Genomic DNA, 12,907 nt, shown 5'->3' on the forward strand with positions numbered 1-12,907 from the left:
AAGGTGACGCCGGCTTAGATCTCGTCGATCGACGAGGATTCGAAGCGGGTGGAGAGATTGATGCCGAGCTCTTCCGCGGTGCGGTGCGCCTCGTCGTCGTTGTCGCGCAGGTTGACGGCGTTGCCGTCAGCGTTGAGCACCTCGACGTTCAGGCAGAGCGACTGCATCTCCTTCATGAGCACTCGGAAGGACTCGGGCACACCGGGCTCGGGGATGTTCTCCCCGCGCACGATCGCCTCGTACACCTTCACGCGCCCGAGGATGTCGTCGGACTTCACGGTGAGCAGTTCCTGCAGCGCGTATGCGGCGCCGTACGCCTCGAGCGCCCACACTTCCATCTCACCGAAGCGCTGTCCGCCGAACTGCGCCTTGCCGCCCAGGGGCTGCTGGGTGATCATCGAGTACGGACCGGTCGAGCGCGCGTGGATCTTGTCGTCGACGAGGTGGTGCAGCTTCAGGATGTACATGTAGCCGACCGAGATCGGGTACGGGTACGGCTCGCCGGAGCGTCCGTCGAACAGGCGCGTCTTGCCCGAGGAGTCGATGAGGCGATCGCCGTCACGGGTGACGAGCGTCGAATCGAGCAGGCCGGCGATCTCCGCCTCGGAAGCGCCGTCGAACACCGGCGTTGCCACCTTGGTGTTCGGTGCTGCCTCGAGCGCCTGCTGGGAGAGCTTGGCCGCCCACTCAGGGGTGCCCTCGACCTTCCAGCCCTGCTTCGCGATCCAGCCGAGGTGGACCTCGAGGACCTGACCGAAGTTCATGCGACCCGGGATGCCCAGCGGGTTCAGGATCACGTCGACGGGCGTGCCGTCTTCGAGGAACGGCATGTCTTCGACCGGGAGGATCTTCGAGATGACGCCCTTGTTGCCGTGACGACCGGCCAGCTTGTCGCCCTCGGTGATCTTGCGCTTCTGAGCGATGTAGACGACCACGCGCTGGTTCACGCCGGAGCCGAGCTCGTCGTCGTTGTCGTTCTCGGCGTCGAACACCTTGACGGAGGTGACGGTGCCCGAGACGCCGTGCGGCACCTTGAGCGACGTATCGCGCACCTCGCGGCTCTTCTCGTTGAAGATCGCGCGGAGCAGGCGCTCTTCGGCGGAGAGCTCGGTCTCGCCCTTCGGGGTGACCTTGCCGACGAGGATGTCGCCGGGGGTGACCTCGGCGCCGATCCGGATGATGCCGCGCTCGTCCAGATCCTTCAGCGCCTCCATGCTGGCGTTCGGGAGGTCACGCGTGATCTCCTCCTTGCCGAGCTTGGTGTCGCGGGCATCGACGTCGTACTCCTCGATGTGGATCGACGAGAGCGTGTCGTCCTTCACCAGGTTCTGGCTCAGGATGATCGCGTCCTCGAAGTTGTGACCCTCCCACGACATGAACGCGACGAGCAGGTTCTTGCCGAGCGCGAGCTCGCCGTTCTCCGTCGCGGGACCGTCGGCGATGACCTCGCCGGCCTCGATGCGCTCGCCTGCCTTGACGATGACACGGTGGTTGTAGTTCGTGCCCTGGTTCGAGCGGTCGAACTTGCGCATGAAGTAGCTCTTCGAGCCGCCTTCGTCCTCCTGGATCGTGACGAAGTCCGCAGAGACCTCCTCGACGACGCCGGACTTGGCCGCGGTGATCACGTCACCGGCGTCGATGGCCGCGTAGCCCTCCATACCGGTTCCGACCACGGGCGACTCGCTGCGCACGAGCGGAACGGCCTGACGCTGCATGTTGGCGCCCATGAGCGCGCGGTTCGCGTCGTCGTGCTCGAGGAAGGGGATCAGCGAGGTCGCGACCGACACCATCTGACGGGGCGAGACATCCATGTAGCCCACGCGCTCGGCGTCGACCATGATGACCTCTGAGCCGCGGGGGCGCGCGAGCACCTGCTTCTCGGCGAACGTTCCGTCCTGGGTGAGCGGTGCGCCGGCCTGCGCGATGAGGTACTCGTCCTCTTCGTGCGCGGTGAGGTAATCGACCTGGTCGGTCACCTTGCCGTCGACGACCCGGCGGTAGGGCGTCTCGATGAAGCCGAACGCGTTGATGCGCGCGAACGTCGCGAGGGCGCCGATCAGGCCGATGTTCGGGCCTTCAGGGGTCTCGATCGGGCACATGCGGCCGTAGTGCGACGGGTGCACGTCTCGCACCTCGACGCCTGCGCGGTCGCGGGAGAGACCGCCCGGGCCCAGCGCGGAGAGACGGCGCTTGTTGGTCAGGCCCGCGAGCGGGTTGTTCTGATCCATGAACTGCGAGAGCTGCGACGTTCCGAAGAACTCCTTGATCGCGGCCAGCACGGGTCGCGTGTTGATCAGGGTGTTCGGCGTGATCGCCTCGATGTCCTGCGTCGTCATGCGCTCGCGCACGACGCGCTCCATCCGGCTGAGGCCGGTGCGCACCTGGTTCTGGATCAGCTCGCCGACAGCGCGGATGCGACGGTTGCCGAAGTGATCGATGTCGTCGGTCTCGAGGCGCAGATCGACCGGCTTTCCCTCGCGGGTGCCGGGGAGGGTCTCGGTGCCGGCGTGCAGTCCGACCAGGTACTTGATCGTCGCAACGATGTCTTCGAGCGACAGCACCGAATCGGTGATCGGCGCATCGACACCGAGCTTGCGGTTGATCTTGTACCGGCCGACCTTCGCGAGGTCGTAGCGCTTCGAGTTGAAGTAGCTGTTGTCGAGCAGTGCACGCGCGGCCTCGATGGCCACCTGCTCGCCCGGGCGCTGCTTGCGGTAGATGTCCTTGAGCGCCTCTTCCTGCGTGACGATCGCGTCCTTCTCCAGGGTGAGTGCGATCGACTCGTAGCCGGCGAACTCCTCGAGGATCTCCTCGCTCGTCATGCCGAGCGCCTTCAGGAAGACCGTGACCGACTGCTTGCGCTTGCGGTCGATGCGCACGCCGACCTGGTCGCGCTTGTCGACCTCGAACTCGAGCCACGCACCGCGGCTCGGGATCACGCGGGCGGTGAAGACATCCTTATCGCTCGTCTTCTCCTGCGCGCGCTCGAAGTACACTCCGGGGCTGCGGACGAGCTGCGACACGATGACGCGCTCGGTGCCGTTGATGATGAAGGTGCCCTTGCCGGTCATGATGGGGAAATCCCCCATGTAGACCGTCTGGCTCTTCAGCACCTGCGTCTCGGTGTTGTAGAACGCCGCCTCGACGTACAGCGGCGCGGCGTAGGTCTTGCCGCGCTCCTTGCACTCCTCGATGGTGAACTTCTGCTCGTCGAGAATCGGGTTCTCGAACGAGAGCTGCATCGTTCCGGCGTTGTCTTCGATCGGCGAGATCTCATCGAAGATCTCCTCGAGGCCGCTCTTGAGCGCGATGTCATCGCGCCCCTGAGCTTGCGCCTCGACGACACGTGATTTCCACGTGTCGTTGCCGACGAGCCAGTCGAAGCTCTCGAGCTGCAGTGCCAGCAGGTTCGGCACCGACAGCGTGTCGGAAATCTTGGCGAAGGAGAGCCGCTGGTGATCGCGGCCGTTCTTCGGGTTCTGGGTGGACGATGCGTTGCGCGCAGCAGCCAAGGAAACTACCTCCGTGGGCCCCGTCGGGCCGGTTGACCTGGTCTTGCGAGAATTGCTTCAGGATCACGCAATCGAGGCTCATCTGCGCTTTCGCGCCAGCTCCCGGGGCCTACCGATATATGCAGGCACACTCGTGTCCGTAGTGCAACTGTCAACTGTAACAGCATCGTTATCGCATGTCCAGTGCCATATTCCGAATCTCGACGTCATGGGGATCACGCCTCGGATTCGCCTCGGTCGGCCGTTCGCGGAGGCGCTCACAGGCGCCTCGATTACCGTATCGGAATGGCCCCCTCCGACAGCGCTCCCGCTCCTCGACCGCAGCCGTCGGCAGCAGCCCGACGCACTCCCCCGCCCGCCGCAGTGGCGGCGTCCATCGCCACCGTGCTCCTGATCGCGGCCTTCGGCGCTTACCAGCGCTTCGCCCAGACGAGCGTCTTCGCGATCGATACCTGGTGGGCCGACACGGTGTCGATCGAGCGCGGATCGGCCCTCTTCGCGGTCGCCGTGTTCCTCGCGCAGGTCGGCGACGGGATCGGAGCGGCGGCGTGCGCCGCGATCCTCGGAGCGCTCTGCTTCGCGCTCCGCAGACCGAGAGACGGGGCCGCGATCCTCACCGCGGCGGTACTCGGCGTCATCGCGTCGGAGGCCGTCAAAGCGCTCACCCTGCGCACGAGACCGACCGGCCAGCTCTTCGAGAGCTTCGGCGCCTCATACCCATCCGGGCACTCCATGGGCGCCGCCGCGCTGGCCGTCTCGGTCGTGCTGGTCGTCATCGGGTCCGAACGCATCGATGCGCGACTACGGAAGTGGATCATCGCCGCGGCGGCGCTCTGGATCGTCGCCATGATGTGGAGCCGCACGGCGCTGCACGTGCACTGGCTCACCGACACCGTCGCCGGCGCTCTGCTCGGCATCGCCGCCGCGGTCATCGCCCGCCGGCTCTGGTTCGGCCCGGCATCCGCTCCAGCGATCCGTCGTTGACATGGCGCCGAGGCCGGTGCCTCCGACGGGGCGTAGGCTGGACCGCATGAGCGACGCGCCGGCCGACCACCCGCAATCCGCAACGGAGACCGTGATCTTCGGAGCCGACTGGTGCGGGGACTGCCGCCGCGCCAAGCTCATCTTCGATCGCTCGTCGGCGCCGTATCGCTACATCGATCTCGTGCAGGATCCGGCTGCCGCGGAGGTGGCCCGAGATATCAGCGGGCGCACCAACATTCCCGTCATCCTCTATCCCGACAGCAGCCACCAGGTCGAGCCGTCCAACGCCGACATGCTGCAGAAGATCGCCGAGCTCCGGCTCGGGCAGCCGTGACCCAGCTTCCGGCTGCGGTCACCCTGTCGTCGGGCCTGCGAGCCGAAGTCGAGGAGGATCGCTGGGTGCCGGGAGCCGTGCAGCTGCTCGTCGACGGCACGCCGCAGTCCCATGTGAACCTGGGCGATCCCTCGGAGCTGTTCTTCGAGTACATCCGGCGCATCGGCCATGTCATCGACCTGTTCCGCCCCGGCGGGAACCCCGTCTCCGCCCTCCACCTGGGCGGAGGAGCATTCACCCTGCCCCGCTACATCGAAGCCACGCGGCCCGGAAGCCGCCAGCAGGTCATCGAGCTCGAAGGCGCGCTCGTCGATCTCGTTCGCGAGGCGGCCCCGCTGCCGAAACGAGCGAGCATCCGGGTGCGCCGCGGTGATGCGCGCGAGGTGCTGGGTCGACTGCCAGACGGGATGCGGGGAGCGATGGACCTCGTCGTCGTCGACATCTTCGCCGGCGCACGCACTCCGGCGCACGTCTCGAGCACCGAGTTCTACTCCTTGCTGCGGCCGTTTCTCGCTCCCGACGGCCTCATCGTGGTCAACGCCGCCGACGGAGCCGGTCTCCCGTTCGTGCGCGGGCAAGCGGCGACGCTCGCGAGCCTCTTCGCGTCGACGGCCGCGGTGGCCGAGCCGCAGGTGCTGAAGGGCCGCCGCTTCGGCAACGTCGTCTTCATCGCCTCCGACACCGACCTCGAATCCCTCGATTGGCTGCCGCGGCTGCTCGCGGGCGGCCCGCATCCCGCGCGCATGCTCGTCGGGCGGGAGTTCGACGACCTTGCACGCGGCACGTCCCCGGTGACGGACGAGACGGCGGTCGACTCCCCCGAGCCGGCGCGGACGCTCTTCGAGCGGAACTGAGCGCATGGCGGATCTCGCGCGCGTGCGCGTGTGGGCGGACGCGCTCATCAGGATGCACCTCTCGTCGGCAGATCGCACCGAGCAGCGGTGGTCTTTCGCGTTCGACAACGCCAAGCGGCGCGCCGGCCTCTGCAATTACACGGAGCGGCGCATCACGGTGTCGCGGTATCTGGCGGAGAAGTTCGACGACGACGAAATCCACCAGGTGCTGCTGCACGAGGTCGCGCACGCGCTCGCGGGGCCCTCGACTGGCCACGGCGCCGCCTGGAAGGCGATCGCGCGGGAGATCGGGTACGTCGGCGGCGTCACTCATCACGGCGAGATCGCCCACGAGCGAGCCCCCTGGGTGGGGCTCTGCTCAGCGGGGCACGAGCACTTCAGATTCCGCAAGCCCACGCGCGTGCACTCCTGCGGCAAGTGCGCGAAATCGTTCTCTCCCAGCCATGTCATCACCTGGCGTCGACGCTGAAGCTGACGACGCAGGATCGGGGGCGAGCCAGAGTCAGCAGCTGATCGAAGACAGCGCCTGACGCAGCAGCGCGCCGCGGCCGTTCGAGAATTCCTCCAGCGTCGCCGGAGCCGTCGCCTCCTCGGGCGCCATCCACGTCACCTCGAGCGCATCCTGACGGGGGTTGCACGTGCCGGTGACCGGTACGACGTAGACGAGCGAGACAGCGTGCTGCCGATCATCGACGAAGGGCGAGATCCCAGGCATCGGGAAGTACTCCGCCACCTGTGCCGGCACGAGCGCGGCCGGCATCTGCGGGAAGGCCATCGGCCCGAGATCATTCTCGAGGTGGCGGAAGAGCGCTTCGCGCAGCGTCTCGCCGTAACGGACCCTGCCGGACACGAGCGATCTCCGCATCACGCCTTCGGGGGTGCTGCGGAGGAGGAGACCGACTTCGACCACCTGACCGAGCCCATCGAGCCGCACCGGCACCGCCTCAACGTACATGATCGGCATCCGGCCGCGCACGAAGCTCAGCTCGTCCTCACTGAGCCACCCGGGGTTGCCCGGCGGCGTCGGACGATCCTCTGGGCCATCGGGATCGGGGAACTCGGCCGTGTCGATCGTCATTCCTTCACCCGTCCCGTCGTGGTCGCCGCCCGGGTCGCGGCGCGACCGAGCACGTCCCATCCTGCCACGCCGGTCTCTCCTGACGTACGTGGCGCGCCTCGCCTAGGCTGTGAGACATGCAATCGCACCCCGACTCCGCGCACTCCGGCTCCCGACGCGTCGCCATCGCTCAGATCGCGAGCCCCGACGACGAGACGCCGCAGGAACGCATCGAACGCGTCGAAGAGCTGCTGCGGCGATTGGAGCACGTCGATCTGGTCACGCTGCCCGAGCTGTGGAGCGCCGGGTACTTCGCGTTCGACCGGTACGCCGAGCGCGCTGAGTCCCTCGATGGTCCGACGGTTCGAATGGCGCAGCGGGTGGCCCGCCATCTCAGCAGCGAGGTTCATCTGGGGAGCATCGTCGAGCGGGGCGCCGACGGGCAGCTGCACAACACGGCCGTGCTGGTCGACGCGAGCGGCCGTGTCGTTCAGACCTATCGCAAGATCCACGTGTTCGGCTATCAGTCGCAGGAATCTCAGCTGCTCACGCCGGGGCACTCGCTGAGCGTGGCCGCAGCAGCACTCGGCGCCACAGCGAGCACGACGTGCTACGACCTCCGATTCCCCGGGCTCTGGCAGGAGCTCAGTGCGCGCGGAGCGGAAACTGCGATCGTTCCAGCGGCTTGGCCCGCCGCGCGACGCGAGCACTGGCGGCTCCTCACCCAGGCGCGAGCCGTGGAGCACCAGCTCTGGGTCATCGCCACGAACGCGTGCGGCAGTCAGGCCGGAGTTGAGCTCGGAGGATTCAGCCGGGTCGTCGACCCCTCAGGGCGCGTCGTCGCCGAGTGCGGCGACGGTGAGGAGGTGCTGATCGTCGATGTCGACCCTGCGCAGGTCGGCACGGTGCGCGCCGAGTTCCCGGTGATCGACGATCGACTCGGCATCGACGACTACCGCGCGCTCTCCGACTGACGCGGGGCGCGCGAGCGCCGCTACTCGGGAACGATGGCGACGTCGGGACCGAGGATCGCCGCCGACGCCTCCATCTGCTGCTCGGCCGTCACCCCGAAACGCGTCGTCGCGAGAAGGTCGCCCGATTGGGCGAGCGGCGTGATCGAGAGGTTCGTGCGCGCGAGCAGGTCGCCGGCGGCCTCCTGCTCCGCGCTCCAGTCGTAGTGCATGTACGTGAGGATCGCCGTGGGATTCTCGATGGCGACCGCCCCCGATGCCGGATCGCGCACCGCTTCGAAACCCGCGATCACACCGGTGCGCTGAGCGAGTTCGAGCTGGGTGTTCAGCATGTTGCCGACCGAGTACCACACGAGTGCGCGCCCGCCGTCGGACCGGTCGAGCCAGGCGACCGGCTGCAGCACGTGGGGTCCGGTGCCGATGATGACGTCGGCGCCGAGATCGGCGACCCGCTGCGCGAACGCGGTTTGCTGATCGTTCACCTCGTGCGAATCCTCCGTGCCCCAGTGAGCCGACACGACCACGACATCGGCGAGTTCGTTCGCCTGCGTCATCAGATCGTTCACGAGGGCGTCATCGCTCATCATGTTCAGCGACACCCCGTCGATGGGTGCATTCGAATACTCGGCGAAAGAGACCAGCGCGAACGTCATCCCGCCCTGTTCGAATACGGGAACCACGCGCTGCTCCTCGGCGCTCCGGTTCGCACCGTCGACGGCGGCGGGCGTCAACCCGTCCCAGACGCCTCGGGTGCCGGCGATGCCAGCAGCGCCGAGATCGGCACTGTGGTTCGTCGCGAGATTCACGAGGTCGCAGCCCGCCACTCCGTGCAGTGCTCCGGCGAACTCCGGGGGCGCGTTGAACGTCGGGTAGCCGCTGACGCCGAAATCTGCTCCGGCACTCGGCACCTCCTGGTTGCAGAACGCGACGTCTGCGGCTTCCAGCTGCGGGGCGATGCCAGAGAAGAACTGTCCGTAGTCGTATGCGCCATCGGGCTGGAGGGCATTCGCATTGACGGAATCGTGCGGAAGCATGTCGCCCATGGCGATCACACGCACACGCCCGTCCTCCTCTTCCCCTGCGGCGGGATCCGGTTCGGTCGCCCCCTCCGGCTCGACGGTCGGTGACGGGTCAGGGGTCGGCGACGCATCCTCGGCGGTGCTGGGTGCACCGGGTTCGCGATCGGGGCCCCAGACGAGCGCCGCCGCGGTGCCGCCGAGCCCGAGCACGACCACCACGACGGTCGAGATGGCGATGATGCGGCGCGTGCGACGGGGGAAGCGTCGCTTTCCGGTGACCGCGATCGGGGTGTATGCCGCCGGCATGCCCGCCTGATTCTCCCTGCCGTCCTGCATGGCACCAGCGTAGCCGGGACGAGCCGGGCCTCCTCCGCGCCGCTCCGGGCGAAACGAGTCAAGGCTATGCGCCGCGGCAGTCGGCGGCACCCGCCCCGGTAGCATGAACGCATGGCCCCGAGACAGTTCAGCACGGTCCTCGCGGTGCTCTCCATCTCAGCGGCAGCGATCGCACTCGCGGGTTGCGCACCCGAGCCGGAGAGGTCGCCGCAGACGGATACTGGTGATTCCCCGGCCCCGACGGCGTCCCGGGAGCCGAGTGCCGACGGATCGGGTGCGCCCGAATCCGCCGCATCCGAGTTCGATGCGAGCGCGCACTCGCTCGATGACCCCGCCTCGATCTGGGTCGTCACGAACAAGACGCGCCCGCTCCAGCCGATCGATTTCGCGCCCGACGATCTCGTGATGCCTGCGGGGGTGGAGAACGAGTTCGCCCAGCCCTTGCGCGAACCGGCCGCGCGCGCCGTGGAGTCTCTCGTCGCCGCGGCCGCCTCGGCCGGCATCGACGTGCGCATCATCAGCGCGTACCGGGACTACGCCACGCAGGTCGCGCTCTACGACGGATACGTGTCGCGCGACGGGGCGGATGCAGCGGATACCTATTCCGCACGCCCCGGGCATTCCGAGCATCAGACCGGTCTGGTCGTCGACTTCGACGATCACGGGGAGTGCTACCTCGCCGGGTGCTTCGGCGATACGCCGGCCGGCGTCTGGCTCGCCGAGCACGCCGCCGAGCACGGGTTCATCGTGCGCTATCCCGATGGCAAGCAAGACGTCACGGGGTTCATGCCGGAGCCCTGGCACTTCCGGTACGTCGGCACCGAACTCGCCGCAGAGATGCGCGAGAGCGGTGTCACCACGCTCGAAGAGTTCTTCGGTCTCCCGAGCGCTCCGCGGTACGTCCCGTGAACGGCGCGGAGCCCCGCACGATCCGGGTGAGCGCCGTCGTCATGCGCGACGCCGACGGCCGCGTGCTCAACGTGCGCAAGCGCGGCACCGCCTCGCTCATGCTCCCGGGAGGCAAGCACGAGCCGGGCGAACTCGCGATCGACACAGCTGTGCGGGAGTTCGGTGAGGAACTCGGTGTCTCGCTCGAGCGCGATGCCCTGCGTCTGATCGGCGTGTTCCGAGCACGTGCGGCGAACGAACCGGGGCACGTCGTCGAGGCGACGGTGTTCGAGCACCCCTTCGTAGCCCCAGCAGGCTCAGCGAGACCTCACGCCGAGATCGAGGCGCTCGAGTGGGTCGATCCACGGGATCGGCGATCCGACATGGCTCCGCTCAACACCGACGTCATCTTTCCGAAGCTGATCGGCGATACGGCACCCCACTCGCCCTGAGCCCTCTGGCTCCGCAGCAACTGATCACCGCGCGCTGGAGGGCGTCGCGACGTCGAGTCCGAGGAGCGCATTCTCGGCGACCTCCATGAGCGCCGGATGAATCCAGTACTGGCCTCGCGCCGCAGTGTGCGCATCGATGCCGAAGCTCATCGCCGAGATCACCACCTGGATCAGGTTGGACGCCTGGTACCCCATCACGTGGGCTCCGAGAATGCGCCCGTCCCTGCGGTCGGCGATCACCTTGAACACGCCAGAGCTGTCCTCGAGCGCCCAACCATAGGCCGTGTCGCCGTACGCCTGCAGATACGAGGTGACGTGCTCCGCTCCGAGAGCGGTGACGGCCTCCGCCTCCGTGAGTCCGACCTGCGCAACCTCCGGGTCGGTGAAGACTGCGGACGGAACGGCGTCTCGACGCGACTCGCGGAGATCGTCCGGGTGCTCGAGATTGTGCGCCACCACGCGCGCCTCGTGATTCGCGACATGCTTGAGCTGAGCAGCCGAGCTGATGTCGCCGAGCGCGTAGAGCCCCCGCACCGGCTTGCCGCCGGAGAGCACGCGCTGGAAGGAGTCGACGGCGATGCGGCCATCGGGGTGCAGATCGAGGCCGGCCTCGGCCGCTCCGACACGGTCGGAATTCGGCCTGCGGCCCGTGGCGACGAGCACGATGTCGGCAGCGACGCGCTCTGCACTGCCGGGCTCTGCGTGGAGTGCAGGCGAGCCGCTCGGAGCGAGGTCCGCGATCACACCGCCGTCATCGGCATGACGGATCGCGGTGACATCTCGATCGAGCCTCAGATCCCACTGCCGCGCCGCTTCCGCGGTGAAACGCGAGGCGATATCCGCATCCGCCCGCTTGAGCAGCTGGGCACCGCGGTGCGCCTGCACGACCTCGGAGCCGAACGCCGAGAACACGTTCGCGAACTCGGCGGCGATGTATCCGCCGCCGATCACGAGCACGCGCTTCGGCAGCTCGGCGAGCCGCATCACCGTGTCCGAGGTGTGCACGTGCGGCAGATCGATGCCGGGGATCTCCGGCAGGACGGCGCGGGACCCCGCCGCGATGACCAACTGCGCGGCGTCGACGCGTGCACCATCGGAGCTCTCGAAGCTGTGCGTGCCCGTGAGCCGCACCTGCTGGGAGATCAGCTCGACATGGTCGAGGTCGTCGCGACGATAGCGCTCTCCGGCAGCGGAGATCGCGTCGATGCGACCGAAGATCCGGTCCCGCATGCCGGGCCAGTCGACGGACTCCGTGCGCTGCCCGACCCCCAGACGAGCAGCCTCCTCCGGCACCCGGGCGAGGGCGGCGGGCCGCACGAACATCTTCGTCGGGATGCAGCCGACGTTCAGGCAGGTCCCGCCGAAGACGCCCGCTTCTGCGATGACCACGCGGCGCGAGTCCCAGAACGGCGTGATGAGGGAGTTGCCCGACCCGGAGCCGATGATCGCCAGGTCAGCCGCAGAATTCTCCATACCGAGATCCTACGGCTGACCCGGTGAGCCCCGTGCCGCCGCCCCGCGCCGGAGCATCGACCTTAGAAGGACTGGCCGTCGAGCCATTCCTTCGCGATGTCGGCAGCCGAACGCTCATCGTTCACGCTCTGCCCGTTGAGCTCGACGAGGTCCTCCGGGCTCAGCGCCGCGTCGACCTCGTTGATCACGCTCTCGGCCTGATCATCGATCTTCTCGCTCGCGATCGGCACGACATGCGAGGCGAGGAAGATGCCCTTCGTGTCTTCGAGGGTGACGAGGTCGTTCGCGGCGAGCGACGGATCCGCGGAGTAGATGTTCGCGAACTGGATCGCGCCGTCCTTGAGGGCCTTCACCGTCAGCGGCCCACCGCTGTCCTCGATCGGCGTGAACTGCACGCCTTCGATGCCGTAGGTCTCGGCGAGCCCGGCCGGACCGTAGGGCCGCGTCTCGGCCTCCGAGTTGGAGCCGAACGTCAGCGGGTCGGTGACGTTCCCCAGGTCCTCGACCGTCTCGAGATCCCACTTCTCGGCGAACTCGCGAGTCACGACGTACGTGTCCTGATCAGTGGCGGGAGACTGCTCGAGCACGCGCAGACCCTCTGGCATGGCTTCCACCAGCGCGTCGTAGACCTCGTCCGATACGCGCTCCGGCGCGTCGGCCTCGAAGTACTGCAGCAGGTTTCCGCTGTACTCGGGGAACAGGTCGATCTTGCCGCTCTCGATCTCGGGCAGGTAGACCTCGCGCTGCCCGATGCGGAACTGGCGATCGACGTCGAACCCGTCGGCTTCGAGCGCCTGTGCGTAGATCTCAGCGATGATCTCGTTGGAGTAGTAGTCCTGCGAGCCGACGACGATCGTGCCGCCCTCGGCGGAAGCGGTGTCGCCTGCACCCCCGTCCTCGGAGAGCGGGTCGCTGCTCGAGCAGCCGGTGAGTGCCGCGGTGAGCGCGATGGCTCCTGCGGCGAAGGCGGCGCCCCATCGGGCGGAGCGCAGTGCGGGTCGACGTTGCATGGTCGGTTCCTCTCGGT

At 67.8% G+C, this 12,907-nt stretch carries 12 protein-coding genes; 7 read left to right on the plus strand and 5 right to left on the minus strand.

Annotated features, from left to right (window positions below; translation table 11 throughout):
* Positions 1 to 14: 14 nt before the first annotated feature.
* Positions 15 to 3,512 (minus strand): DNA-directed RNA polymerase subunit beta, encoded by a 3,498-nt coding sequence (rpoB, locus tag ABFX18_RS11855; protein ID WP_200329817.1) that lies wholly within the window; start codon positions 3,510 to 3,512, stop codon positions 15 to 17.
* Positions 3,513 to 3,797: 285 nt separating this feature from the next.
* Between rpoB and ABFX18_RS11860 the strand changes: the two genes are divergently transcribed.
* The 4 genes from ABFX18_RS11860 to ABFX18_RS11875 are packed head-to-tail and all read left to right on the plus strand — an operon-like array spanning position 3,798 to position 6,153.
* Entirely contained in the window at positions 3,798 to 4,496 is a 699-nt protein-coding gene (locus ABFX18_RS11860; RefSeq protein WP_346058420.1) for a phosphatase PAP2 family protein, read from the plus strand.
* A gap of 46 nt (positions 4,497 to 4,542) precedes the next feature.
* Complete coding sequence (locus ABFX18_RS11865; protein ID WP_200329821.1) at positions 4,543 to 4,830, plus strand: glutaredoxin domain-containing protein; 288 nt, start codon at positions 4,543 to 4,545, stop codon at positions 4,828 to 4,830.
* Positions 4,827 to 5,684 (plus strand): spermidine synthase, encoded by an 858-nt coding sequence (locus ABFX18_RS11870; RefSeq protein ID WP_346058421.1) that lies wholly within the window; start codon positions 4,827 to 4,829, stop codon positions 5,682 to 5,684. The genes ABFX18_RS11865 and ABFX18_RS11870 overlap by 4 nt, the downstream gene beginning before the upstream one ends.
* Before the next feature lie 4 nt (positions 5,685 to 5,688).
* Positions 5,689 to 6,153, plus strand: a complete 465-nt coding sequence (locus ABFX18_RS11875) for a SprT-like domain-containing protein (protein WP_346058422.1) — start codon at positions 5,689 to 5,691, stop codon at positions 6,151 to 6,153.
* Between the two features lie 33 nt (positions 6,154 to 6,186).
* Here ABFX18_RS11875 and ABFX18_RS11880 read toward each other — a convergent pair whose 3' ends face one another.
* Entirely contained in the window at positions 6,187 to 6,762 is a 576-nt protein-coding gene (locus ABFX18_RS11880; protein ID WP_090147474.1) for an NUDIX hydrolase family protein, read from the minus strand.
* A 116-nt stretch (positions 6,763 to 6,878) separates the two neighbouring features.
* On the opposite strand from ABFX18_RS11880, the gene ABFX18_RS11885 reads away from it, so the two are divergent.
* On the plus strand, positions 6,879 to 7,715 hold the full coding sequence (locus tag ABFX18_RS11885) for a nitrilase-related carbon-nitrogen hydrolase (RefSeq protein ID WP_346058423.1): 837 nt from the start codon (positions 6,879 to 6,881) through the stop codon (positions 7,713 to 7,715).
* 20 nt (positions 7,716 to 7,735) lie between these two features.
* Here ABFX18_RS11885 and ABFX18_RS11890 read toward each other — a convergent pair whose 3' ends face one another.
* Entirely contained in the window at positions 7,736 to 9,067 is a 1,332-nt protein-coding gene (locus ABFX18_RS11890; protein WP_346058424.1) for a CapA family protein, read from the minus strand.
* A gap of 111 nt (positions 9,068 to 9,178) precedes the next feature.
* On the opposite strand from ABFX18_RS11890, the gene ABFX18_RS11895 reads away from it, so the two are divergent.
* Both ABFX18_RS11895 and ABFX18_RS11900 read left to right on the plus strand, forming a co-directional pair.
* Complete coding sequence (locus ABFX18_RS11895; protein WP_346058425.1) at positions 9,179 to 9,976, plus strand: M15 family metallopeptidase; 798 nt, start codon at positions 9,179 to 9,181, stop codon at positions 9,974 to 9,976.
* Positions 9,973 to 10,407, plus strand: a complete 435-nt coding sequence (locus tag ABFX18_RS11900; RefSeq protein WP_346058426.1) for an NUDIX hydrolase — start codon at positions 9,973 to 9,975, stop codon at positions 10,405 to 10,407. The genes ABFX18_RS11895 and ABFX18_RS11900 overlap by 4 nt, the downstream gene beginning before the upstream one ends.
* A 24-nt stretch (positions 10,408 to 10,431) precedes the next feature.
* Here ABFX18_RS11900 and ABFX18_RS11905 read toward each other — a convergent pair whose 3' ends face one another.
* Both ABFX18_RS11905 and ABFX18_RS11910 read right to left on the minus strand, forming a co-directional pair.
* A complete protein-coding gene (locus ABFX18_RS11905; protein ID WP_346058427.1) occupies positions 10,432 to 11,880 on the minus strand; it encodes a mycothione reductase in 1,449 nt (482 codons plus the stop codon).
* A gap of 62 nt (positions 11,881 to 11,942) precedes the next feature.
* Entirely contained in the window at positions 11,943 to 12,890 is a 948-nt protein-coding gene (locus ABFX18_RS11910; RefSeq protein ID WP_090147064.1) for an ABC transporter substrate-binding protein, read from the minus strand.
* Positions 12,891 to 12,907: the final 17 nt, after the last annotated feature.

The sequence above is a fragment of the Leucobacter alluvii genome (assembly GCF_039530485.1).
Taxonomy (GTDB): Bacteria; Actinomycetota; Actinomycetes; order Actinomycetales; family Microbacteriaceae; genus Leucobacter; species Leucobacter alluvii.